A 25621-nucleotide genomic window follows, 5' to 3' on the forward strand; every position below is an offset into this window, starting at 1 on the left:
TACGCATGCGTTTTTGTTGTTGTTTGAGTCACACAGTATTATGAATACAATTGTGAAAAATTACAATATATATTTATAGCCTTAAGTGACAGATCAAGAAAAAACCGTGGCACAGGATGCGTCACGGTGAGAGGATCTGAGGAAGGTGCTCAAAATTAACATATGTGGATGTGTGCGGTTAGCTGCCGGTTATAGGCGGAGAGATTCATGACGTATTGGCGGATTGTTGATCTGCCAACGTGCGATAGTTTTTGTAGAGGTCGTTGTATTGTTGATGGTGATCTAAGTTGGGTTGGATGACAGTGCTTGAGGGTTGTTTGCTGGTCATATGAGTGATGGCGTCGCTGATGGTGGTGAAGCCGGAGGTTTCGGGGCCGGCGGCGAATGCACCAAGAATAGCGGCACCGAGTGCAGGAGCTTGTGTTTCAGGGTTGATCTCGATGGGCTGACCCATGACGTCAGCGTAGATTTGGACGAGTAATGGGTTGTGGTGGGGGAGTCCGCCGGTGGCGATGAGTTTATTTACGGGAACATCGGATTCGCGTAGGACGTCAACAATCCAGCGGAAGCCAAAGGCGGATGCTTCGAGCGTAGCGCGGTAGACATCGGCAGCAGAGTTGTTGAGGGTGAGGCCGTGGATGGAGCCTTTGAGCCTGCCATCCATGAGTGGTGTGCGGCAACCATTGAACCAATCGAGGACGCATACACCATTAGAGCCGGGTGCAATTTCGGAAGCTTGTTTGTCGAGTTGTTTGAAGTCGGTGTGGCCAAGGAGGTTTCGTAACCAAGCGAACGCATCGCCGACGGCTGCTTGACCTGTTTCATAGCCGAAAAATCCTGGGAGGATACCGCCATCAACAACACCTGCTACGCCGGGGACAAAGTGCTCGGCATCGCTATTGAGCATGTGACAAGATGAAGTGCCCATGACCATGACAAGATCGCCGGGTTCGGATGCACCGACGCCCGGAACGCCTGAGTGCGCGTCGATAATGGCCGCGGAAACAGGGATGCCTGCGGGAATGCCGAATGCGGAAGCGATCTTGTTACAGAGGTTGCCGACGGATTGACCAGGTGCGGTGAGTTTGCCGGGCATTTTCTCAGAAACGACGTTTTTAAGATTGGGGTTCACGGCTTCAAGATACTCAGGTGAAGGGTATCCGGATTGACCGTTCCAAAGTGCTTTATAACCTGCGATGCATGTTGAGCGTGGTGTATTGGCTGCAGGCGTTTCATTACCTGCACCAACAAGTTGCCAAGTGTACCAGTCGCCAGCTTCGAGCCAGACGTCGGTTTGTTTGTAGATGTCGGGCGCTTCTTCGAGCGTTTCGAGGATTTTGGGGAAGAACCATTCAAGGCCGATGACGTTGCCATATCGCTTGAGCCAGTCTTCGTTGCGTTGGATGGCGATCTCATTGAAACGGTCGGTTTGTGAGACAGCGCCGTGATGCTTCCAGAGTTTTGGCCACGCAAAGAAGTTTGATTCCAGTTCAGGAATGAGGCAAAGAGGTGTGCCATCAGCCTTCGCAGGGAGCATAGTACATGATGTGAAGTCGACGCCGACGCCGATGATATCGTCGGGGTTGGCACCAGTTTCTTTGAGGACGTTTTGCACTGCGGTGATGGAGTCGTCGAGCCAGTCTTGCGGATGTTGTAGCGCGAAGTCGTGGGGGAGTTTTTCTCCGGAGGTTGGAAGCGCATCTGTGATCTGTCCGTGTTTATAGTTGACGGATGAGGAGCCAAGGATGTTGCCATCAAGGTCAACGAGGATCGCGCGGACGGATTCTGTTCCGAAGTCGAGGCCGAGTGAAAGTTTACTCATGATCTGATCTCTTGTTTAGACGTCGGCGGTGTAACTGAATTGTTCAAGGAACTGCTCCACACGTTTGCGTTCGGGCGCTGCAAACTCGGAGAATGGTTCAGCGAGTGTTCCGCTGCAGATACCTTTTACTGACAAAGCACATTTTATGCTTTTTAGGAAGGCAGAGGAATGATTACCGATTGAGTACAGATTGCTTGAGATGTGCATGACATGGTTGTGGAGGAGTTCGGTTTGCTCGATGTTGTTGGCAAGGGTGGCGTTATAGAGATCGACGTATAGTCTGGGGAAGAGGTTTGCCCCGCCGTTGACGCCGCCGTTTGCGCCAGCAAGCATGGATTGGGCAAGGAGTTCTTCTGGGCCAACGAGGGTGGTGAAGTCTTCACGTGATGCAGCGAAGAGTTGAATGAGATTGAGGTAGAGGACGTTTGCGGAGGAATCTTTAAGGCCGACGATGTTGGGATGATCCATAAGCTTGCGGACCATGTCGACGGTAAAGGAAAGCTTGGTACAGGACGGCATGTTGTAGAGGAAGAGGGGGAGCGGAAGCGCAGAGGCGATCTTGTCGGTGTATTGATAGAGTTCGGGCTCGCCGGCAGCGAAGTAGTAGGGTGGCGCGAGGACAACAGCATCGGTACCGTTATCTGCGGCAAACTTTGCGAGATTGACCGATTCGCCGAAGACTGTGTCAGTAATGCCGACGAGGAGTGGAACGCGTTTGTTGATGATGCGATTGGCGTGTTGAATGACTTCTCTACGGAGTTGATAGGGGAGTGAAGGCGCTTCGCCGGTGGTACCGAGCATGAAGATGCCGTGTACGCCACCTGCGAGGATGTGTTCGAGAAGTTTTTCGAGGCCATCGACATCGAGAGTCTCGGTGTCTTTCAGCGGGGTAATAACTGGGGGGATGATTCCGTGGTATGTGTTCATACCTATGATTCCTTGGGGTAGAACGGGCGCAACTTAAGCGATGTATTGCCCGCATTTTGAATTCTATGCATCAAAATGTTAGTTGTTAACTTTCTCCGAAGCAGTCACCGCGACAGCTTCTTGGTCCGCACCACGTTCGAGGTCCCATACGGTGAGGTTGGTGAGGTCTTTCTTGGTTCCGAGAACTGATCCGACAATAAATCCGAGGATAAACATGATGATGTTGCCGAGCATGCCGGTGTAGTAGAGGTCGAACGGCACGGCATAGATCATCTGGATGAATTTGTTTTGTTCGTCTAGGTTTTCAGGTGGGTTCTTCGCGACGATGGTCCAGCCGGTGAAGATGACGGTGAAGAGGATACCGATCCAGATGGCACGAGCATCGCCGGCTCTTGTGAAGAAGCCGATGGCGAAGAGTCCGAAGAGTCCTGCGGCAAGCAGGGATGCGATGATGGCGGCGGTGTCTTGAAGTGTTTTAGATTCAACGGACGCAAGGATGATGGCGCCGAAGATCATGAAGAGGCCGGCGATGGTGGCGATGATCCAAGCGGCTTTGAGGTAGTGTTTGTCTTCGCGGTTTTTGACAAAGTAGCGCTTGTAGAAGTCGGTGACCACGACGGTAGAGATCGCGTTAATGGAGGAGTCGAGTGATGACATAGCTGCTGCTGCTGCTGCTGCGATGACAATGCCGGAGATACCGACGGGGAGGTACTCCATGATGAAGTAAGGGAGGATGTTCTCGGCTTTGAGCCCGCCTTCACCGGTGAGGATGGCAGCGGCGTAGGGGTCGCCGTTGTGCTTGAAGAAGACGTAGAGGGCGGTACCGATGAACATGAAGAACGCCCAGATGGGAAGTGATGAGGCGACGCAGACGATCATAGCCTTGCGTGCTTCCTTTTCATTTTTGGAAGCGCAGTAGCGCTGGACGATGTTTTGATTGGTGGCGTACTCACTGAGCCAAGCAAAGAGTCCGGTGAGTAGGAGCATGAAGACGGTCTTGTCGGTGAGTGAGAAGCCCCAGTCTTTTTGGACCATGACTTCTTTGGTGACGCCGTTGACGTCAACTTTTTCAAGGTCTGCCATGGCGAACTTGCCATCGTTCCATGCGGTGGAGAAGACTTCAGCCATACCGCCGTCCACGTTCCAGAAGATAACGCCGATGCAGATGAGCCCGCCTGCGACAAGGACAAGTGTTTGGATGACGTCGGTCCAGATGACCGCGTCAATGCCGCCGACGATGGTGTAGAAGGCGACGAAGATGCCTCCGATGAGGATGCAGACCCAGGGTGCGAGTCCGGTCATTTCGTTAATGAGCAGGCTGACGAGGTAGAGGATGATCGAGACACGGAAGAGCTGCCCAACAATGAAGGCGAAAGCGCCGTAGGACCGGATAGATGGGCCGAAGCGGTCTTCGAGGTACTCGTACGCCGAGGTGATGTTGGCACGTCTAAAGAATGGGAGGAAGAAGAGAATGGCGATGACGATGGCAATGGGGAGGGTCAGCGAGGGGATGTACCGGAGCCAGGCGGTTTTGTAGGCGTCAGCCGGGAAGGAAAGGAAGGTGATAGAGCTGATGGAGGTGCCGACCAGCGAGAGGCCGATGATCCAACCGCCGAAGGAACGCCCGCCGACGAAATATTCTTCAGTGCCGGTGTTTTTCTTGGAGAAGTAGATGCCCATGGCGGCCATGGCGAGGAGGTAGACAAGGATGACACCGGTGTCGACGAAAGAGAGTTTGAAGCTGCCGGATGCATTGGCAGTGTTAGCTGCGACCTCTTGGACGGCTTGTGCGAAAAATAGCATATTTGTCACGACCCACGCTCCAGTTGCAGTGTGATTATTCAACCCTGGGGAGAAAATGATGCTGGCTTCTGATCCGCACGAACAAATCAGAAGATTTTAAAATCCAACACCTCGGAACCGCCGACTTGCTTGAGTAAATGCGCGCGTACCGATAGCACTAAACCCACATTAAGTTTCTCTCACAGTCGATTTTGTATTTACGACACGTGCAATCAGTTATGCGGAGGAAAGATCGCTAAGCAAGTCTTCGTCCAGATCGATTTCGACAGATTGCAATATACTTTCGACGCCTTGTGTACGGTTAAAGCGTTCGATGGTTTCACGTTTGGATGTTTGGATGTGCTCGGCCATGAGTTCGACAGCCTTTGCGGGCTCGCCTGCGACGATAGCTTTGCGGATGCGTTCATGGTGTTCATAGACACGGGAGATCACATCGTATGAGTGCGTTTGCCTGGAGCATCGGAAGATGCGCATGAGCACGCGGGAATCGCCGACCATTTTCATGAGGCGCCGGTTGCCGACACCGCGAAGAATGATCATGTGAAAACCTAAGTCCAGGGCAAGGGCGCGCTTAAGCATTTCGCCTTCAAGCCATTCGACGTTATTGGTTTTCATATCCTCAGCAATTTTATTGATCTGCTCGTTTAGCAGTTTAAGTTGTGCGAGGTGTTCGGCGGGAAGCTTGCCTGTAACGCGGCCGACGGCATAACATTCGAGTGCTTCGCGCACATCGTAGAGTTCGATGATTTCAGACATGTCCGGTTTGCGGACAATCGTGCCAAGACGTGGAACGCGCTCGACAACACCTTCGTGTTGAAGCTGACTGATTGCTTCACGGACAGGTGTGCGGCCAATACCAATCTGTTTGGCGAGAGATATTTCTGAAATCAAACTGCCTAGTGGCAATTCACCGTCAATCAGCATCTGACGGATCATGTTGTAGGCGTCGGTTTTTAATGTGCTTGTAGCTGCATTCATAGTTATTGAACCGGTAAGAAACTCACAATGAACCCATGTATACTAATCATATCCTATCGCCAACGCAATGCTTATCAGGATTTCAAAAGGCACTAGTTAAGGCAGAAGTAGCGAAAAGGGGGTGAAAAAATTCTAAATACTCAAAAATAATAGCCTGAAAGCGATTGGGAGCGGTTTTTAAAAAGACTTTTTAATCGTTTTTGTTAGTTGTGCTATTTGCTAGATCTGGCATGGAAGGGAGCAATTTTGGCCATCTTTGGAAACTTACTGATATATCAGATAGAAGATTTTGAGGCTCGTGCTGATGTTCTACTGCTAAGGAGGATGTGATCCCAGAAAGGGGTTTGAATTGGAAAGAAGCCATGTTACGCTTCGTGTGAATGAACATGGATGATGGTGGTTTGGTTGGTTGAGCAAGGACGTGCAGATGAACAATGATCACACGAAATTGAAGGTAATGGTCTTAGCTGGCGGCCCGGATTTGGAGCGGGAGGTCAGTTTGATGTCCGGCGCGGAAGTGGCAAAGGCGCTGGAGATGGCGGGGCATGAGGTGATGGTGCGAGATATTTTGCCGGGGGATTTGAGGGCATTGGATGATTTTGTGGCATGGGGGGGTGACGTGATCTTCCCGGCGATGCATGGGAAGTGGGGTGAGGGGGGAGGGTTGCAGGTGATTTTGGAAAACCAGGGGTTGCGATTTGTGGGTAGCCGAGCGCTGGCGGCGCGGTTGTGTATGGATAAGCAGCAAGCAAAGTTGGTGATGGATGAAGCGGGGATTGCGACACCGGCATTTTGTGTCGTGAAGGTGGGGGAGACGGTCGCCTTTGAGGAGGTGGGTTTGGTGCCGGGCGTAATCAAGCCGATTGATGATGGATCGAGCATGGATATGGCGATCTGCCACAGCGCGGCAGATCTTGATGCGGCGCGGGAGCGTCTACATGAAACTCATGAACGGCTGATGGTGGAGCGGTATGTGAAGGGGCGGGAATTGACGGTGAGTGTGGTGTTGAATGATGCGGATGAAGAAGAAGCACTGCCGGTGATTGAGATCGTGCCAGCGGGTGAGTTTTATGATTACGAGGCAAAGTATTTCAGAGATGACACACAGTATTTATTTGATTTGGGGTTGAGTAAAGCGCTGGTGGAGCAGATTCAAACGGTGGCGGTACGGGCGCACAAATTGCTGGGCGCGCGTCACCTTAGTCGAGTAGATTTTATGCTGGATGAGTGTGGGAAGTCGTGGGTGCTTGAGATCAATACGCTGCCGGGTTGCACGACACATTCGCTATTGCCGATGGCGGCGCGGCAAGCGGGGATTGAATTTTCAATGTTGGTGGATCGTTTGGTGCGTGCTGTGATGACCCCACCCGCGGAGCGAGCGGGCTTGGTGGGCAGTGAGGTGTGAGGGGACGATAGAAAGCCTGTAAAACAAGGGTTTCAAGCTAGTATTTGTAGTCGGTGAATTGGGCCTGTAATTGTCCGATGGTGTTGTCTGTGCGGACGTTTGGGCCATAAATATTGACGATTTGCCCGCCAGCGTCGATGCGCCCGTTGGTGGCGCGGTTATTAGCGAGTGCCCGTAGCCGTTCGCATTTGGTGGCTGCGGATTCTTCAATGGCATCTTCCTGTCCAGGTGGGCGACCCCATACAACAGCGCCGTTGTCATAGGTTCGCAGAACAAGTTCAAGTCGGCCACGTGCATCACGGGGAGAGACATCGATCATGCGTACTTGATCTATGTAGGGTTCGTCGCGCAGGAGCATGGCGAGTTGAAGTCCGGCGTGTAGATTGCTGTGTGACCAAGGTTGGCCGACATAGGGTTCAGTAGAAGCGGGGACACCGCCGATGACCGGGAGTCCAACGAGTTTAACTTGATGTTCTTCGAAAAGGTCGGGGAGTGTAACGCCTTCAGCGTCGATGCTGCGATAACCTTCACGGGTGATGATGAGCGCAACTGGTTCGCGGAATTCAGCAGTAACTTGGATGCTGTTGTTGGTGAAACGCCGAATCTGACTGACATGTTTGATCCATGCGAAGACGGGGACATTATTGGGGTTATTGTTGAGCGCATCAACGGCGCGCCGGAGGGAGGAGCCGTCGAGAGGATTGGGATCGATCAGCGTTGCAATCTCGGCAGTAAGTTGTCGGCCGGTAGGTTCGTTTTTGCCAGACATCCATGTAGGCGCACCGTCCAGTGTGATTTGTTCGGGATGGATGATTTCCGAATACTTATTTGCGGCATAGTGGTCGAGGCCCATTTCCATGAAGTGCCAACCAAAGACAAGTGCGATAGCAATGGCGATCCCGCCGCAGGCTTTGAGGCCGAGCAGAGTGCGTTGCGGGTCCCATGAAGGAGATGCGGATTTGCCGCGTGTGGTTTTCTTCTTGGTTTGTTTACCTGAATTTTTGGTGAGTAACCAGCCCATGCCAACTCCGTAAGACAGCTTCTGAAAATCGTGCCGATTGATCTTATCGGCTTGTTTTTGGTGAATGCGCCAATATGAGGTGGGGGTATTGCGAGGTCAAGGGGGAATGTGGTGTTGCGGGAAGATGAGCAAGATTCAGATGATGTAGTAGCTTAAAGTGCGCCGGTGCGGTCGGCGTTCACTGGGAGAAACTCGGAAAATGATCATAGATCACTGTTTGATTGATCGGGATGAATATCGTTCAGGTGTTGTGGTGAGATTGGATTGGCTTTGGAAGGCGAGATCAGTTTGCGCATGATCAGGTTTTGGGGTGAATCGTGAGATGAGGGGGATGGTGATGAGGGGAACGATCATCGCGATGCAGGCAGCGAGTGGGACCATCGCGCGTGACCAGTCCCAGTAAAGGGTGAGTGCGATCATAGTAGTGAGGCTGATGGGGATGGCGGTGATGATGGCGGCTTTGGTGGTATGTTTTGAGAAGAGACTGTATAGGAGGATGCCCATGAAGCAGCCGGCGACGGCTCCCCAGGAGATGGCTGTGAGTGTGAGGATAAGGCTGAATTGGTAGAGGGCGATGATGCACGAGAAGGCGATGAAGAGTGCTGCGGTAAGGCGGAGGGTGAGGAGTGATTTCTTTTCAGAGAGATTTGGCAGCAGCACGGGTTTAATGAAGTCAACGACGACAGCGGAGGCAGAAGTCATGATCAAGGCAGTGAGTGTAGACATAGAGGCGGCGAACATGAGCAGGAGGATGATGGCGGTGAGCCATTGAGGGAGTTGTTCTTGGAAGAGCTGTGGGATGAGTTGGTCAAACTTGATTGAGTCTACCGTTGTGCGCGGGACGGTATTGTTGTTGTAGAAAAGATGGAGCATGGCACCAGTGAAGTAAGCCGCGGTCCCGATGATAGCAGCGAAGAGTGCGGTGGCGAATGCGCCACGAGTGAAGAGCTTTGGGTCCTTGAGTGCGAAGAATTTTTGCGACATTTGAGGGAGGCCCCACGTGCCGAAGCTAGTCATGAAGACAAGCGCGGCGAGTGACCATACAGGCGGTTGTATGTTGGGTGGGACGTTGGTGTTGTAGGCTTCGGTGATGCGGGGGATGAGGGTGGTGGGTTCGCCTGCGGCATAGATGAGGAAGGCGACCATGAGGACGCAGCCGAGGATCATGATCATGCCGAGGCAGAAGTCGATGAAGGTTGCAGCAAAGTATCCGCCGAGAGAAAGGTAGATCGCGGTGGTGCCAGCCATGAGGATCAGTGCCCAGTGGTAGTCGATGTTAAAGACGGCCTCGAAAAGGTAGGAAAGCCCTTTGTATACAGAGGCTGAGTAAGGCAGGAGGAAAACGAAGATGACCAACGAGGCGAGAACGCGGAGGGTTTTGGAATCGAATCGAGCGTGGAGGAAAGAGGGAAGAGTCATTGCGGCGAGATTGTGTGACATGGTACGGGCGCGGGGTCCGAGGATGAGCCAGCAGGCGAGCGAGCCGATGAATGCGTTGCCAGCTGCGATCCAAAGCGCAGAGAGACCGAAGCGCCAGCCGAGGACACCAGCGAATCCGACGAAGAGGACGGCGGAGAAGTAGGCGGTGCCAAAGGACATGGCGGAGAACCAAGGGCCGATGTCGCGCCCGCCGAGGATAAAGTCGTTGAGGTTAGTTGTTTTGCGCATGCCCCACAGGCCGATGATGATGAGGAGCAATATGAAAGCAGAGAAGAGGATGATGGGAAACACGGAGTCGGTCCTTGCTATCGTCTAACCGCTGGATAGATGTGTTTGTGGTGGGTCAAAAAGTTACGCCACAACAACAAGCAAGGCCGGCACATTTGTTGAATGGGTATGCACCGATTGGAAAGAGTATAGCAGAAGGCTTGGTATGATTGGATGGAGGGCTTGCGGGGTGTGTTGCGGGAAGGGTATGGGTCGCAATAGTATGGTGAGGAGTGGGATACGAGTAGGAAAGGAATGGCGATGGCGTTTGTGCATAAGACAAAAATCCGGGTGCGGTATGGCGAGACGGATCAGATGATGACGTTTCGGAACTCGGCAGCGTTGGAATGGTTTGAGGTGGGGCGGACGGAGAGCATGCGGGCGATGGGTTTGCCGTATACGGAGATGGAGTCGCGCGGGGTGATGTTGCCGGTGGCGGAGTCGCGGGTGTTTTATCGTGGACGGGCAGTTTACGATGATGAATTGACGGTGACGACGACAATCGAGATGGAGGGGAAAGCGCGGTTGCGGTGTGCGGTGGCGATCACAAAGGGAGACGGCTCGGTGGTGGCAGACGGGTACACGGTACATGCGGTCGTGAATGGGGAAGGTAAACCGATGCGTCCGCCAGCGTGGTTTATAGAGCTGTTCAATGGGTGTGAGGGCTGATTAGCAGGTCAATGTGTCGATATAAACTTGTTTTATCGACACAAATTTGCGATATGTCGATGGCGGAGTGATTGTTAAACCTGATCGGTGATGGGGTAGAAGAGGGGTGGGTCGAGAATTCTCAATTGGGATTCTTTTTCATATTAAAATACTATAATATCTTTTTATAATAGCTTGGTCTTCATTCCGTCCTCCCGGTGTGTCTTGGGGGTTACGCGGTTGTGATTCAACTTTAAACAGGGAAAGATCATGAGTGTTCTCGCTGAAGGGGTGGCACGATTTCATCCTGCGTCTTCTCCAGACTATTTACCAGGGGAGCAACTCAGGCAGTTGCAATTGCAACGGTTGCAGGCGGTGGTGGCGCATGCATATGACCATGTGGGATTGTTCCAGAGTCGGATGGATGATGCGGGGATGGTGCCGGGCGACGTTGGAACGCTTGCGGATCTTGCACGGTTGCCATTCACGGTGAAGACTGATTTGCGGGATGAGTATCCGTTGGGGTTGTTGGCGGTGCCGATGGAGCAGGTGGTGCGTTTGCACGCGTCGAGCGGGACGACGGGGAAGCCGATTGTGGTGGCGTATACGAAGGATGATTTGAAGACGTGGTCGGAGGTGATGAGCCGCACGTTTGCGGCGTGTGGATTGCATGCGGGTGATGTGGTGCAGAATGCGTATGGGTATGGTTTGTTTACGGGCGGGCTGGGGGTGCATTACGGGGTTGAGGAGTTGGGCGCGACGGTGGTGCCGATTTCGGGTGGGAACACGACGCGGCAGATTATGTTGATGCGAGATTTTGGGACGAGTGTGATCTGTTGCACGCCGAGCTATTTTTTGCATCTGATTGAGAAGGCGCGTGATATGGGGACGGATTTACGGGAGCTGCCAATTCGTGCGGGGGTGTTTGGCGCAGAGCCCTGGACGGAGGCGATGCGGGAACGGATTGAAGTGGAGGCGGGGATCAAGGCGTATGACATTTATGGTTTGTCGGAGATCATTGGCCCGGGCGTTGGGACGGCTTGCGAGGCACAGGATGGGCTGCACATTTTCGAGGATCATTTTTATCCGGAGATAATTGATCCGGTGACGTGCGAGGTCTTGCCGGATGGTGAGGAGGGGGAACTGGTGTTGACTACCTTGAGTAAGATCGCGATGCCGATGATTCGTTACAGGACGCGCGATATTACAACTATTATGACTGAGCAGTGCGCGTGTGGGCGGACGGTGCGGCGGATCAAGCGGATTGGTCGGCGGAGCGATGACATGTTCATTATCCGTGGGGTCAATGTGTTCCCATCGCAGATTGAGACGGCGTTGTTGAAGGTTGAGGGGACGTTGCCGCATTATCAGATTATTTTGTCGCGGGTGGGTGATCTGGATCAGATTGAGGTTCAGGTGGAAGTGACGCCGGAGGTGTTTGGGGACACGATTGGTGCGCTGGAGCGACTGCGGAAGAAACTTGGTGGAGCGATTGCGGAGATTATCGGGATACGTGTGAATTTGAAGCTGGTCGAGCCGCACACGATTGCGCGGAGTGAGGGGAAGGCGAAACGGGTGATTGATAAGCGGGGGTAGGTTGTGGGGAGATGCGAGGGAATGTCGAATGACGAAATGCGAATTTCGAAGTTAGGCATGCTGAGGGGTGGTGGGGTTGACGCGCAGACAAGCATGTCTGAGGCCAGGGAGTTGGGTGTGTCGGTTATTTATGATGAAACCTTAATGTCTAACTGATGGTTAGATGAAGTGAGATAAGTGATATGAAGATAAAACAGCTTTCCGTTTTTTTGGAGAACCGGCCGGGTCAGATGTCGAGTGTGTTTGGTGCACTGGGCGATGCGGGGATCAATATCGTGACGATGTCGACGGCGGATACGGAGCAGTTCGGTATTGTGCGGATCATTACGCAGGACTGGGAGAAGGCGACGGGTGTGCTTGAGGGTGAGCAGTTTGTGGTGAATTTGACGGAGGTTGTGGCGATTCACGTGCCGCACAAGCCGGGCGGGCTGGGGGATATTTTGGCGCTGTTTCAGCGGGAAAATGTGAATATTGAGTACATGTATGCGTTCCCGTGTGCTCATACGACCGAGGCGGTCTTGATCGCGCGGTTTGCAGACCCGGATGGGGCGCTTGAGATCTTGAAGGGTGATGAGCGGTTTACAGCGCTGGATGAGGCGGATGTTTATAAAGAGAAATCTGCAGCGGGGTAGGGGTGGTGTGGGGTGTAAGAGAGTGCTAGTGCTAGTTGTTAGTGCTAGAAAAGAAAGTGTGCGGAATATGTCGACGTTGGGCGGGCCGGAGTGTTGCTGCATCGAGATGTGCAATCGGAGATTGCATCCTGCGGTCAAGTTTGACCGCAGCTAAGTGAAATGTGTAGTGGGAAAGCGTGTTGTGGGATTTAGGTCGTTGGTGGGGGATGGGTCTAATCGTGCGTTAGATAGACAGGAAGAGGTTGTATGGCAACGGTTCTGGAAGATGATGTGGTTTGGGACAAGGCGGAGTGTTTGTCACGTGATGAACTTGCAGCGCTGCAGGCGCGGCGGCTGAAGCAAACGGTGCAGCGGGTGAGCCACGTCCCGTTTTATCAGAAGAAGCTGGCGGAGCTGGGTATCAGTGAAGAGGATATTGCGTCGGCGGATGATGTGCGGCAATTGCCTTTGACGGTGAAGGATGATTTGCGGGGCGCGTATCCGCTTGATCTGCTTGCGGTGGATCGGTCTGAGATTGCGCGGATACATGGTTCGAGTGGGACGACGGGGAAGCCGACGTTTGCGGTGTATACGAAGAAGGATCTGGAGACGTGGTCGCATTTGTGTGCGAGGTTTTTGACGGCGGGCGGATTGCGGGCGGGTCATTTTGCGCATATTGCTTTTGGGTACGGGCTTTTTACAGGCGGGTTTGGTTTGCATTACGGTGTGGAGCGCGTGGGCGCGGGTGTGATCCCAGCGGCGAGTGGTAATACGAGAAGGCAGATTACGCTGCTGCGCGATTTGGATACGGAGACGATTATTTGCACGCCGAGCTATGCACTGAATATCGCGGAGGTGGCGATTGAGGAAGGGCTTGATCCTGCGAAGGACTTGCCGATGAAGTTCGGTCATTTTGGCGGGGAGCCTTGGACGGAGGATATGCGGGTGCGGATTGAGAATGATCTGGGGATTACTGCTTTTAATAATTACGGGCTTTCGGAAGTGATGGGACCTGGTGTGGCGGGGGAGTGTTGTTGTCGAAGCGGGATGCACTTGCAGGAGGATCATTTTCTGGTGGAGTGTGTTGATCCGCAGACACTTGAGCCGGTGACCCCGGGAAGTGTGGGTGAACTAGTCATTACGACATTGACGAAGGAGGCGATGCCGGTGCTTCGGTACCGGACGCGCGATTTGTGTGTGGTGCATGATGAGGTTTGTGATTGTGGCAGGACGACGCGGCGGATGGGTCGGGTGATTGGTCGATCGGATGACATGCTGATTATTCGGGGTGTGAATGTGTTCCCGAGTCAGATTGAGGAGGCGCTGCTGAGGGTGGAGGGGACGACGCCACATTATGAGATTGAGGTGGACCGGCCGGGCAATCTGGACCGGGTGAAGGTGTCGGTGGAGGTGAGCGGTGAGATGTTCAGTGACCGGATGACGGATATGAATGTGTTGAAGCGTGCGATTGATAAGGAGATCCGGACGATTACGGGGATTGGCGCGCAGATTGATCTTGTGGGGCCACAGAGTCTGTCGAGGTTTGAGGGGAAGGCGAAGCGTGTGGTGGATAAGCGGGTTTAATTTGAATGTCGAAGTGCGAATGTCGAATTGGGCGTGCGAAGGGTGGGTTGCAGGAGGTGCAATCAGAGATTGCATCCTGCGGTCAAGTTTGACCGCAGCTAGGGGAGTTGGGCGTGCTGAGGGTGGCAGGGTTGACGCGCAGACAAGCATGTCTGCGGCTGAGGAGCGTGGCGCAGGAGGGCGGAGTTAGGGGTATTTACGGATTTGGATCGGAATGGGACGTGGCTTTAGGGGGTAAAATCGGATAAAATAGTATTTTGTTGCATGTTGATCCTACCAGCTCTTGCTCGTTTGGGCGAGGGTCGCCTGGAAGAAGCGAAATGAGTACACACACAACTGATCTGCTCTCGGGCAATGATGCGTTTGCGCGGGGAGCATGGGAAGCCGGTGCGACGGTGGCGGCGGGCTATCCGGGCACGCCATCGACGGAGATTCTGGAAGCGCTTTCTGCTTATAAGCAGGAGGGGCTGCATTGCGAGTGGTCGCCGAATGAAAAGGTGGCGCTGGAGGTTGGCGCGGGGGCGGCGCTGGCTGGGGCGCGCGTGCTGGTGACGATGAAGCACGTGGGTTTGAATGTGGCGGCGGACCCGTACATGACACTTGCGTACACGGGTGTGGTTGGCGGGTTGGTGATGCTGGTGGCGGATGATCCGGGGATGCACAGTTCACAGAATGAGCAAGATACGCGTCATTATGCACGGATGGGGAAGGTGCCATGTCTTGAGCCTGCCGATGCGCAGGAAGCGAAGGACATGATGAAGCTGGGGTTTGAGATAAGTGAGACGTTTAAGACGCCGGTGATTGTGCGTTCGTCGACGCGGGTGAGTCACTCGCGCGGCTTGGTGAGGTTGGAAGCGCGGGTGTTGTCGGAGCGGGAGGTTGCGTTTGAGAAGGACCCGATGCAGTTTGTGCCGGTGCCTGCGTTTGCGCGGCGGATGCGGGTGCAGCTTGAGGAACGGTTGGGTGAGTTGAAGGTTTACGGCGAGACGCAGCCGATTAACAGCATTGAGTACAACGATCTTTCGCTTGGGATTATCACATCGAGTGCATCTTATTTATATGTGAAAGAGGTGTGGCCTGAGGCGTCGGTGTTGAAGCTTGGGATGAGTTATCCGTTTGCGGATGGTGTGTTCCGCGCGTTTGCGGAGAAGGTTGATCGTGTTTTGGTGGTGGAGGAGCTGGATGATTTTCTGGAGGAGCATATTAAGGCGATGGGGATTGCGTGTGATGGGAAGAATGTGGTGCCGAATATTGGTGAGCTGACGCAGAGCCGGTTGTCGGTGGTGCGAGCGAAATTGGAGGGGAAGGATGCGCCTGATCTGTCGCCGATGGAGGAAGCGGCGAAGTTGCCCGCGCGGCCTCCGACGTTGTGCCCGGGGTGTCCGCACAGGGGTATTTTTGCAGCGCTGCGTTATTTTGACATTATTGTGACGGGTGACATTGGATGTTATGCATTGGGTGTGCTGCCGCCGCTGTCGCGGATCGATGCGCTGCTGTGTATGGGCGGCGGGTTTACACTGGCACATGGGATCGATCGTTCGCCGGAGAAGAAGAAGGTGGTGGGCGTGATGGGCGATTCGACGTTTTTCCATTCGGGGATAACGGGGCTTTTGGATATTGCGTACAACAAGGGGACGAGCATCACGATTGTGCTTGATAACCGGACAACGGCGATGACGGGTCATCAGGATCATCCGGGGACGGGCAAGACGATCATGGGTGATCCTGCGGCTGAGGTATCGATTGAGAAGATGGCGGAGGCGTGCGGGATTAAGCGGATCTTTACGGTGGACCCGCGTGATATGGATGGGAATGTGCAGCTGTTTAAGCGTGAGCTTGAGATAGATGAGCCGACGTTTGTGGTGGCGAAGTATCCGTGTGTTTTGAATGATAAGAGTGTGTGGGAGACGCCGCGTGAGATTGATGAGGAGAAGTGTGTGAGTTGTGGGAACTGCGCGGATATTGGATGTCCTGCGATTGAGTATGCGGATGATGTGCCACATATCGAAGGGCTGATGTGTACGGGGTGTTCGCTTTGTGAGACGGTTTGCGAGTTGGGTTTGATTCATGAGAAAGGACAAGCAAGTGAGTGATAGCACGGTAACCAACGTGGTGTTGTTAGGCGTTGGCGGGCAGGGGATTTTGCTTGCGAGTGAGATCATGGCACGTGCAGCGATGCATGCCGGTTTTGATGTGAAAACGAATGAGGTGCACGGGATGGCACAACGGGGTGGGTCGGTGATTGCGCAGGTTCGGTTTGGGAAGAAGGTATATTCGCCGCTGATTGCGGAGCGAAGTGGTGATGTATTGGCAAGTTTTGAAAAAGTTGAAGCTGTGCGTGGTGCGCATTATTTAAAAGAAGGTGGTTTAGGTGTTGTGGCGAATACGCAGATCGTGCCGGTGACAGTGTCAAGTGGTCAGTTTGAGTATCCAAAGAATATTGACCATCAGATTGAAAAAGTGTTTCCGAAGTTGTCGTTGATTGATGCGCAGCAGAAAGCGATGGAGTTGGGTAATGTGCGCGCGGCGAATGTGGTGGTGATGGGTGCGTTGTCGGTGGGATTGGATCTGCCGCTGGAAGTTTGGCACGAAGCGGTGAAGACATCAGTTAAGCCGAAGTTTTTGGAGCTCAATATCAAAGCGTTTGATGAAGGGCGGGCGATGTGCGAGGCGATTCAAGTTGCATCTCCGACCTGTACGTCATACTAGTTGTTGTGATGTGTGGTTTGGATCGCGCGTTGTACATTTAGTTAAGCATTAAACCCGCCTTTTGATAGAAGAGCCGATCAATATCGCGTGAATTTTCATATGAGTAATATCTGGTTGCCTTACCTCACCCGTAGAGCGGGTGGGCTTGGTGAAAATATGTTTATAAGGTTGCTTTGGGGGCGGTGTATTAATTTCCGAGGTCGAGGGACTTTCGGAAGGTGGGGTTGAATGATTACGATGTAATGATCAAACTGTAACAGCGGCTTGTTGTTCATAGGATTAAAACATGTCTCAATCTGCAGCTTGGTATGCGCTACGTCGAACGCTCCCGCCTTGGGCGTTTGATGAGAATCTTGCGGAATTGGTATCGCTTGCGCCGAAGTGGGGTGTGGATGAGATTGTGCTGAAGGTAGATACCGAGGAATTTACGCATGGCCAGCCGCGGCTGGATTGGTTGTACGGATATTTGCCAAAGTTAGAAGAAGCGAAGCGACGGATCGAGGAAGCAGGGATGGTGTTTTCGCTGAACCCTTGGATTACGGTGGGGCATTGTGATCGCGGGAGAGATGGCAAGTTGTATCAAGCGGATGGTTGTGTTCTTGATGAAACGATCATGAATATGGTTGGGCATGATGGACGGGAGACGAGGTGCTGTGCGTGTCCACTTTGTCCAGTGTGGCGAAAGCATTTTAAAAAGGTTTGGTCAATCTATTCATCGCTTAGGCCGCGGGTGATGTGGGTGGAGGATGATCTTCGAACCTTTAATCACGAGCCGATTGAATACGGTTGTTTTTGCGATCGGCATATGCAATTGTTCAGTGAGCGGGTGGGTGAAAAAGTGACACGAGAGCGCTTGATTGAAGCGATCATAAAGCCGGGCGAGGTGCATCCGTGGCGGGCGGAGTATTTGGATATGCAGGGGGAGCAGATGGCGAAAGTAGCAGGTTTTATAGGGGATATTGTGCGTTATGTGAGTCCGCAGACGCGAATGGGGCTGATGTCATCGGGGCCGCGGCAACATGCACTTGAGGGGCGACGGTGGCATGACTTGGCGGCGGCAATGGGTGGCGGTGAAGTGGTTTATTCGCGTCCACCGATGGATAACTATTTTGAATCGTCATTGCGTGGGTTTTATTATTCGCATGATTCAATCAAGCTTACGCGGCATGTCTTGCCGAAGGATACGATTGAGCAGACAGAGATTGAAAGCGTTCCGTTTACGCGGTACTCAAAGTCGGTAGCTGCGACATTTGTCGAGCTTGCGATTTCGTTTGCGTATGGTTCGCATGGCGTGACGTTGAATTTGTTTGATCATATGGGCACGCCGATGGCGGACGAGGTGCACTTTGGCGAAGTGCTTGCAGATAAAAAACCGTTTTTAGAATTGCTTGCCAGTGAGATGCAGAAGCCGGGGCGATATCGCGGGGTGAGGAACCTATTCTCAGAGAAATCATCTTACGATAAACTGCTTGGCGAATCGGACGAAACATGGGGACGGTTTGGTGGCGGTGGGAAGGCTGGCGGCTACGCAGCACTTAGGGGTGATGGATTCAGCGCGATGTCGGCCCTTGAGGCGACGGGTATCCCGACTGTCTATGAAGATGATCCAACATCATCGCATCAGGTCACGCTCGCAACAGGGCAGACGGTACGGTCATTAACTGACAATGCGATTAAAAACCTCTTAAAAACAAGTGTTTTTCTTGATGGCGAAGCGGTGGGTGTGTTATATGAACGTGGCTTTGCCAAGCATCTTGGCATAACAGAATGCCATGGGCCGATTTGCGCCAATGAGATTGGTCCTGTGAGTGCGGAAGAATTTCATCATCCACAGTTTGGTGGGCATGATAAAAAGATGATGACGATGACGTTGCCATTCTTGTTTGGTCGGCCGCGCATTGCAGTGATGGAAACAGTGAGCGATGCACAGATTATCAGTTATTTTGTTGATTCGGATACAGTGCGAAAGCACATCGGCATGTATGCGTTTGAAAACCATCATGGCGGGCGCGTGATTGTCCATGCACTGGATTGGGAACATTCGCTGGGGATCAGTTTTCATAGTCCGGCGCGGACCGCTCAGTTGCAACATGCTTTTAAGTGGCTTTCCTGTGATCAGATTCCTCTGGTGGCAAATCCGCAGGGGGCGTATCCGCTGACATTTCGAAAGGACTTCGATGACGGTACGTCAGTTATTGGACTTTTTAATCTCACGCTCGACAGCTACCCATCGGTGGTGTTTGATGTTGCAGATGCTCGCGGTATTGAAAAAATCAGCGTGTTATTACCAGATGGGCAATGGGCTAATAGGACTGACAATTGTGACATTCGACGTAAGTCGGATGAGTCTAATCATAAGATAGAAATCGCATGTGACGAGATGATTTGTTACGACACACCACTGATTTTGAAAGTGAGTTGGGCACTGGCACGGTAGAAGGCTGCAGAGCAGTTTTGCGCGGCGAGACGCCTAAAACTCGCGGTATTCTCACAAATCCTCGCTCTGGAAGAATTTACTAAATGATCTCTGTATCGATTGTGGTATTTTTGTATAATGGCTCCCGTCTCCTTCATCGGACGACATCGACTGATGTAACCCGTGTATGAGTGGTTTGGATTGCTCCGGCTTCGATGGATGGTCTTGTTTCAGAGATTCAGGTCCATTTCACTCCTCGCACAGGTTCAGTGGGTCTTGGCATCAATGACAATCTGTTTGTTGTGATCATGCAAAGTACTTCATGCTTGTGTTGCGCTTGTACTGATCAGTTGCTATCTCTTAAGACCCTCGCTACAGGTGTGCTATTGTGAATATGCATTGGATTGATTGGACGATCGTTTCCGCTCTTCTTATTGGTATCGTTGTGCTTGCCATTTCGACCAAGAAGTACACACAATCTGTAGCAGATTTTCTTGCGGCGAATCGTTGCGCGGGGCGGTATCTGTTGTCGATCTCTGAAGGTATGGCTGGGTTGGGCGCGATTACGGTCGTTGCGATGTTTGAGATGTACTACAACGCAGGTTTTACCGGGGCGTGGTGGGGGATGATGTACGGCCCAATCTTTATCATCGTCGCGCTTGCGGGGTATGTAATTTATCGCTTTCGTGAAACACGTGCGCTTACCTTGGCACAGTACTTTGAAATGCGATACAACAAACCTGTCCGTATCATTGCGGGATTGCTGGCATGGTTGTCAGGCATTATTAACTTTGGCATCTTCCCGGCTGTAGGCGCTCGTTTTTTCATGAGTTTTTGTGGCATCCCGCACATGTACATGAACTGGGCGGAGGACACGCCATTTATCACCAGCGCCTTAAACTTGGATACTGTTATTAATCCGACGGGTAATCCGTTTGACCTTACGTTTATCCTCATCATGATTGGCTTGCTTGCGATCTCGCTTTTCTTTGTTTTTCTTGGCGGACAGATCGCGGTGATGGTGACCGATTTTGTTCAAGGCGTTTTCACCAATATAGTTTTTCTGATCATCATTGCATTTATTTTCTATACCTTTACATGGGGTGATATTGTCAGCACCTTGCAGACGGCACCTGAAGGTAAGTCGATGCTGAACCCATTTGATACTGGAAAAACGGACGGTTTTAACCCGTGGTATTACATCATCGGGATGGTTGGTATTCTTTATGCTTATAAATCGTGGCAGGGTGCGCAGGCTTATAATGCTTCAGCAAAGAATCCGCATGAAGCACGCATGGCAGGTATTCTTGGTGCGTGGCGTGGTGTGATTTTGACGCTGGTCATGATGCTATTGCCGATTGGGGCGTGGGTCATCATGCATAATGCCGGGCATACTGAGACACAAGAAGTCGTAAATAGCGCACTAGCGACTATGCCATCAGAAACATTGGCTAAGCAGATGACGGTGCCGACGGTATTGACCAAGGCGATGCCGGTTGGGCTTATCGGTATGTTTTGTGCGGTGATGGTTTTTGCATTTATTTCGACACACGATACATATTTGCATTCGTGGGGATCGATCTTTGTTCAGGATGTGATTTTGCCGTTTAAAAGGAAGCCGTTCTCGCCAAAGCAGCACATTTGGATTCTTCGGATATCCATTATTTTTGTGGCGATGTTTATCTTTGCATTTTCACTGTTGGTGCCACAGAAAGATTATATTCTGATGTTCTTCGCGTTGACGGGTGCGATTTATGTTGGTGGTGCAGGGGCAGTCATAGTATTTGGTTTGTATTGGCGGCGAGGGACTTCTGCGGGCGCGATTGCATCGTTGTTTGTTGGCTCCTCTACCGCGATCATCTTCTTTTGTTTACAACAGTTTTGGGCGGAGGGGATTTACGATTTCATGCTTGCGAACACGCCAAATTTTCTTGAAGGTGTGACCAACACGATTCATTCAATTGCGGACAATGTTTATGGGATTAACTGGAAGGTGACGCCGGAGAAATTCCCGATTGATGGCCAATGGGTATTTGGTTTCTCAATGATTATTTCGTGTACGACTTATATTGTGGTTTCGTTGGTTGATCACACGATTACGCGCCGTCCATTATTTAATATGGATCAGATGCTGCACCGCGGCGAATATGCGGTAGCAGGTGATCATGAAGATGAGAATGCTGCACCAGTATCTGGTCTCAAGGCGATTTTGCCTTCAGAAGAATTCACCTTCCGTGACAAGCTTGTTTATTACGGTAATCTGTTATGGACCTTTGGTTGGTTCTTTGTTTTCTGGATTTTCTCTGCATTGAATTTTGTCTGGGGACTGTCGGATGATGGTTGGGCTCGCTTCTGGTTTGTTCAGGTGATTCTTGCGATGTGCCTTGGTACGTTTACGGTGATCTGGTTTATCTGCGGTGGGATCCGTGATATGAAAGATCTATTCCATACGCTACGTACTGCGAAGCGCGACACACGCGACGATGGTATGGTTGTACACGGTCATAACCTTGCCGATGAACCTGAAGGGGTTGAGACGATTGAAGATGCGGAAGCATTGGAAGAGCCCGCAGGGATGAGTGAATAGTTTTTCATCTAGGCTGTAAAGATTGTGACAACAGGAGAAGACCATGCGATTGAGTTCAAATATTATGATGACTGCTGCTGGGGCGGGCGTGGTGATGGGCTTGGCTGGTTGTACAGGATCGCCAGAGAAAGTCGATGTACTTTCAGAAGGGTTCGCTGCCACACAGACCAACGCGATGATTTATATTGATGGAAAGCTTAACGAGCCGGCGTGGAATACCGCGCAAACGGTTCCGATTCGATTTATCTTTGAGCCAAAAGAATTTTCAGGCGAGGTGTCTTATACCAGCGCGCGGATGCTTTGGGATGATTCGTTTTTATATGTCGCATTCAAGTGTCTGGATACTGATGTGAAATCGTTTAGTTCCAAGCATGATGATACGCATTGGAATAGCGATGTGGTGGAGTTTTTTGTGCAGCCACATGAGGATGAAGTTTTCTATACGGAAGTGGTGGTTTCGCCAAACGGTGCGACGTATGACGGCGCTTACAACAAACGATGGGAAAAGGGTGGGGCGGCATGGTCATCAAATGCTTTTGTAGGTTCGGTGGTAACGGGGACGATCGATGATGACAATGATACGGACGTGGGGTATACGGTTGAGTTGGCGATCCCATTGGATAAGGTTTCGGATCGGCCTGTGGTGGCGGGAGAAACGCAATGGCGATTCGGTGCGTTTCGGTATGACTATGATAAGAAGTGGGAAGAGCCACTGTTATTGATGAGCTTCCCCGAATCTAAAGCAGGCTTCCATTATTATGAGGGCTATCTGCCGTTGCGTTTTGAGAAGGATTGAGATGAGTCTGATATGTGACCTGATTGATGGCCGGCTGCAGTAGTGGCCGGTTTTTTGCAGACGGAGTGTGGTGGATTCTCAAAAGATATTTGGGCTCATCGGCGATTTGTGACAAATGTGTCTTGGCTGGTATCAGCTTACGGTTCCGATACGACCTTCCTGCCTAAATTAACAGAAAAGCAGTTTCCAGCATGATTATGATAGCTGATTCTCTATTTCATTAAGAGTATGCCCTAGAATTATTGAGCAAAAACCTGTACTTTAGTACATGGAGATTCAGGTGTGTAGGGTTGAATGTTATTCTTGAGATATTATGATCTTGAGTGAAATTGATCTGTATATATTGCTGCAGATTTCCTGATGTTGTTTAGCGAGCCGCATTGCGGCCACGGAGAGAAACCCGCTCGTGTTGGAGTATTGATTGTTGGCGAATGAAAATCATTTCGACCAGGGAGACCGGAGATAAATTCCTTGTTCGTATGTGTTTGTTTGTGTTGAGTTGCCTACGTTAATGAGTTGGCTCTCACAACCGCCGACCCGCTCTCGTTCACATTGCCTCTCTGCGTTTTTGTTCAGCATCAAGGCTTTCTGCATTTTGATTCGGGCATCAGCATCGTGCCGCCCATGAAAACCGATTCTCCGAGGCTCCCGCATCGCACCTTGCTGCGCGTTGTTGGGGTGCTTCTATAGACATTGTGCAACAACAAAGTTCAGGAATCCGCGACATGACCAGCAATCCTGCCCCGTCACTCTCACCTCAGGTGTCAGAACAGAAGCTCGAAACCTTTAAGTATGACGACAAGATCGTTCGCATGTTCCTTACGGCCATGCTTGTCTGGTCGCTCGTCGCTTTTTTGGTGGGTATTCTTGCTGCAACTCAGCTCGCTTTCCCCGCAGCAAACCTCGGTCTCGAATGGCTTTCCTTTGGGCGTATCCGACCGCTGCACACGAACGCGGCTATCTTCGCCTTTGCTGGCAATGCGATCTTTGCTGCGGTTTACTACTCCACACAACGTCTCTGTAAAGCACGTATGTGGTCGGACCTACTCAGTAAGCTGCACTTCTGGGGCTGGCAGCTCATTATTGTTTCAGCGGCACTCACGCTTCCGCTCGGTATCACACAGGGTAAAGAGTACGCGGAACTTGAATGGCCGATTGATATTGCAATCGCCGTGGTTTGGCTGGTGATCTTCGGCGGCAACTTTATGATGACTCTTATCAAACGCCGCGAACGCCATATGTACGTTTCGCTTTGGTTCTATATTGCCACTATCGTCACCGTCGCGATCCTTCATGTCTTCAATAACCTTGTGGTTCCATCCGGATTGTTTAAGTCATATTCACTCTATGCTGGCGTGCAAGACGCTTTCATGCAGTGGTGGTATGGCCACAATGCGGTGGCGTTCTTCCTGACCACGCCGTTCCTTGGGCTGATGTATTACTTTCTGCCAAAAGCAGCCGATCGTCCGGTCTTCTCATACCGCTTGTCGATCATTCACTTCTGGTCGTTGGTCTTCATCTATATTTGGGCTGGCCCTCACCACTTGCATTACACCGCACTCCCCGACTGGGCGTCATCGCTCGGCATGCTCTTCTCACTCATGCTGTGGATGCCATCATGGGGCGGCATGATCAACGGTTTCCTCACACTCCGCGGCGCATCACACCGACTCGCGTCTGACCCGGTCATCAAATTCTTCGTCGTCGGCATCACCTTCTATGGCATGTCTACTTTTGAAGGCCCGATGCTTTCGATCAAAGCTGTCAACGCACTTTCGCACTACACCGACTGGACTATTGCACACGTTCACTCTGGCGCGCTTGGTTGGAATGGCTTCATGGCGTTTGGCATGCTTTATTGGCTTGCTCCACGTGTTTTCCAAACCAAACTTTACTCCACCAAGCTTGCCAATCTCCACTTCTGGATGGGCACCATCGGCATCGTTCTCTACATCCTTGCGATTTATGTCGCGGGTCTTATGCAAGGCCTCATGTGGCGCGCAATTGATGATTCCGGCCAGCTCGCATACCCAGACTTCATCGAAACCATCACTGCCTCCATCCCCTATTACTACATCCGTATTCTCGGCGGTGCCCTCTACATGGGCGGTGCACTCGTTTGTGCCTACAACTACTACATGACTTGGAAATCACGTCCTGCTAAGTACGAGGAGCCTGAGTTCAGCGCACCGGCATTGGCGAAGACTTATGTCGATAACACACCGAAGACTGAGCCACGCATGGATGGTGTGTTGGATTCCGCGAAGCAGGTTGATGTTTTTGCCCAGATGAAATGGCACCGTCGTTGGGAACGCTTGCCAATCCGTTTCACTGTGTTTGTGGTGATTGCGGTAGCAGTTGCTTCGTTGTTTGAGATCATCCCGACGTTCCTGATCCGTTCGAATGTTCCGACGATCGCTTCGGTGAAACCATACACACCATTGGAATTGGTTGGCCGCGATATTTATATCGCCGAGGGCTGCTATAACTGTCACTCACAGATGATCCGTCCGATTTTCTCGGAGACCTTGCGATATGGTGAGTACTCCAAGGCTGGTGAGTTTGTCTATGACCATCCATATCAGTGGGGTTCCCGCCGCATCGGTCCAGACTTGGCACGTGAAGGCGTATCACGTCCACAGGCACTTTGGCATTACCGCCACTTCCTGAAGCCGACCGATACTTCGCCAGATTCGATCATGCCTGCGTATCCATGGTTGTTCGAGCAGGAATATGCTGCGAAGGATATCCCAACGCGCGTGTGGGCAATGCAGATGCTCGGCGTGCCGTACACTGATGCAGAAAAAGAATCGTCCATAGACGATGCAGACAAACAAGCCAAGGACATTGTCGCGCAGCTTGTAAAGGATGAAGCTTCGTTGGCAGGCAAGAAAGATCTTGAGAAGAAGAAGGTCATCGCATTGATTGCTTATCTTCAACGTATGGGTACCGACCTGAACAAGGGTTCTGAGTAATCCACGATCGTCACTATGATCATTTATTCCTTCCAT

At 51.8% G+C, this 25621-nt stretch carries 17 protein-coding genes; 11 read left to right on the forward strand and 6 right to left on the reverse strand.

The features are described 5' to 3' along the window. Positions 1 to 205: 205 nt before the first annotated feature. The 4 genes from ACQ6WK_RS16905 to ACQ6WK_RS16920 all read right to left on the reverse strand — a co-directional run bounded on the left by ACQ6WK_RS16905 (position 206) and on the right by ACQ6WK_RS16920 (position 5530). The gene (locus tag ACQ6WK_RS16905; protein WP_432798570.1) at positions 206 to 1822 is read right to left on the reverse strand and encodes a ribulokinase; all 1617 of its coding nucleotides are present in this window, start codon (positions 1820 to 1822) and stop codon (positions 206 to 208) included. A 15-nt stretch (positions 1823 to 1837) separates the two neighbouring features. Beyond that, the gene (locus ACQ6WK_RS16910; RefSeq protein ID WP_432798571.1) at positions 1838 to 2749 is read right to left on the reverse strand and encodes a dihydrodipicolinate synthase family protein; all 912 of its coding nucleotides are present in this window, start codon (positions 2747 to 2749) and stop codon (positions 1838 to 1840) included. A 78-nt stretch (positions 2750 to 2827) separates the two neighbouring features. After that, complete coding sequence (locus tag ACQ6WK_RS16915) at positions 2828 to 4552, reverse strand: sodium:solute symporter (protein WP_432800414.1); 1725 nt, start codon at positions 4550 to 4552, stop codon at positions 2828 to 2830. 216 nt (positions 4553 to 4768) lie between these two features. Next, positions 4769 to 5530 (reverse strand): GntR family transcriptional regulator, encoded by a 762-nt coding sequence (locus tag ACQ6WK_RS16920; RefSeq protein ID WP_432798572.1) that lies wholly within the window; start codon positions 5528 to 5530, stop codon positions 4769 to 4771. A gap of 427 nt (positions 5531 to 5957) precedes the next feature. Here ACQ6WK_RS16920 and ACQ6WK_RS16925 point away from each other — a divergent pair, with 427 nt between their 5' ends. Further along, positions 5958 to 6935 (forward strand): D-alanine--D-alanine ligase family protein, encoded by a 978-nt coding sequence (locus ACQ6WK_RS16925; protein WP_432798573.1) that lies wholly within the window; start codon positions 5958 to 5960, stop codon positions 6933 to 6935. A 37-nt stretch (positions 6936 to 6972) separates the two neighbouring features. Here the strand turns inward: ACQ6WK_RS16925 and ACQ6WK_RS16930 are convergent, their stop codons facing one another. Together ACQ6WK_RS16930 and ACQ6WK_RS16935 are read right to left on the reverse strand one after the other, a co-directional pair. Further along, positions 6973 to 7956: a cell division protein FtsQ/DivIB gene (locus ACQ6WK_RS16930; RefSeq protein ID WP_432798574.1), complete on the reverse strand. Its 984-nt coding sequence runs from the start codon at positions 7954 to 7956 to the stop codon at positions 6973 to 6975. A gap of 210 nt (positions 7957 to 8166) precedes the next feature. Next, positions 8167 to 9687 (reverse strand): sodium:solute symporter family protein, encoded by a 1521-nt coding sequence (locus ACQ6WK_RS16935; protein WP_432798575.1) that lies wholly within the window; start codon positions 9685 to 9687, stop codon positions 8167 to 8169. 237 nt (positions 9688 to 9924) lie between these two features. Between ACQ6WK_RS16935 and ACQ6WK_RS16940 the strand changes: the two genes are divergently transcribed. The 10 genes from ACQ6WK_RS16940 (at position 9925) to ccoN (ending at position 25585) form a co-directional block, all read left to right on the forward strand. Further along, positions 9925 to 10332 carry an acyl-CoA thioesterase gene (locus tag ACQ6WK_RS16940; protein ID WP_432798576.1) on the forward strand — a complete coding sequence of 136 codons (408 nt, stop codon included), beginning with the start codon at positions 9925 to 9927 and terminating at the stop codon, positions 10330 to 10332. 249 nt (positions 10333 to 10581) lie between these two features. Beyond that, positions 10582 to 11907, forward strand: coding sequence for a phenylacetate--CoA ligase family protein (locus ACQ6WK_RS16945; RefSeq protein WP_432798577.1), 1326 nt, complete (start codon positions 10582 to 10584; stop codon positions 11905 to 11907). Positions 11908 to 12089: 182 nt separating this feature from the next. Then, entirely contained in the window at positions 12090 to 12539 is a 450-nt protein-coding gene (locus tag ACQ6WK_RS16950) for an ACT domain-containing protein (RefSeq protein ID WP_432798578.1), read from the forward strand. A gap of 246 nt (positions 12540 to 12785) precedes the next feature. Next, positions 12786 to 14102 carry a phenylacetate--CoA ligase family protein gene (locus ACQ6WK_RS16955; RefSeq protein ID WP_432798579.1) on the forward strand — a complete coding sequence of 439 codons (1317 nt, stop codon included), beginning with the start codon at positions 12786 to 12788 and terminating at the stop codon, positions 14100 to 14102. A 320-nt stretch (positions 14103 to 14422) separates the two neighbouring features. Then, complete coding sequence (gene iorA / locus ACQ6WK_RS16960; RefSeq protein WP_432798580.1) at positions 14423 to 16195, forward strand: indolepyruvate ferredoxin oxidoreductase subunit alpha; 1773 nt, start codon at positions 14423 to 14425, stop codon at positions 16193 to 16195. Continuing rightward, positions 16170 to 16811, forward strand: a complete 642-nt coding sequence (locus ACQ6WK_RS16965) for an indolepyruvate oxidoreductase subunit beta (RefSeq protein ID WP_432798581.1) — start codon at positions 16170 to 16172, stop codon at positions 16809 to 16811. The genes iorA and ACQ6WK_RS16965 overlap by 26 nt, the downstream gene beginning before the upstream one ends. 286 nt (positions 16812 to 17097) lie before the next feature. Continuing rightward, on the forward strand, positions 17098 to 19248 hold the full coding sequence (locus ACQ6WK_RS16970; RefSeq protein WP_432798582.1) for a hypothetical protein: 2151 nt from the start codon (positions 17098 to 17100) through the stop codon (positions 19246 to 19248). A 373-nt stretch (positions 19249 to 19621) separates the two neighbouring features. Further along, positions 19622 to 21814: a sodium:solute symporter family protein gene (locus ACQ6WK_RS16975; protein ID WP_432800415.1), complete on the forward strand. Its 2193-nt coding sequence runs from the start codon at positions 19622 to 19624 to the stop codon at positions 21812 to 21814. Positions 21815 to 21857: 43 nt separating this feature from the next. Continuing rightward, the gene (locus ACQ6WK_RS16980; protein WP_432798583.1) at positions 21858 to 22610 is read left to right on the forward strand and encodes a carbohydrate-binding family 9-like protein; all 753 of its coding nucleotides are present in this window, start codon (positions 21858 to 21860) and stop codon (positions 22608 to 22610) included. 725 nt (positions 22611 to 23335) lie between these two features. Then, positions 23336 to 25585, forward strand: coding sequence for a cytochrome-c oxidase, cbb3-type subunit I (gene ccoN, locus ACQ6WK_RS16985; protein ID WP_432798584.1), 2250 nt, complete (start codon positions 23336 to 23338; stop codon positions 25583 to 25585). Positions 25586 to 25621 lie beyond the last annotated feature (36 nt).

The sequence above is a fragment of the Poriferisphaera sp. WC338 genome (assembly GCF_050931845.1).
Taxonomy (GTDB): domain Bacteria; phylum Planctomycetota; class Phycisphaerae; order Phycisphaerales; family Phycisphaeraceae; genus Poriferisphaera.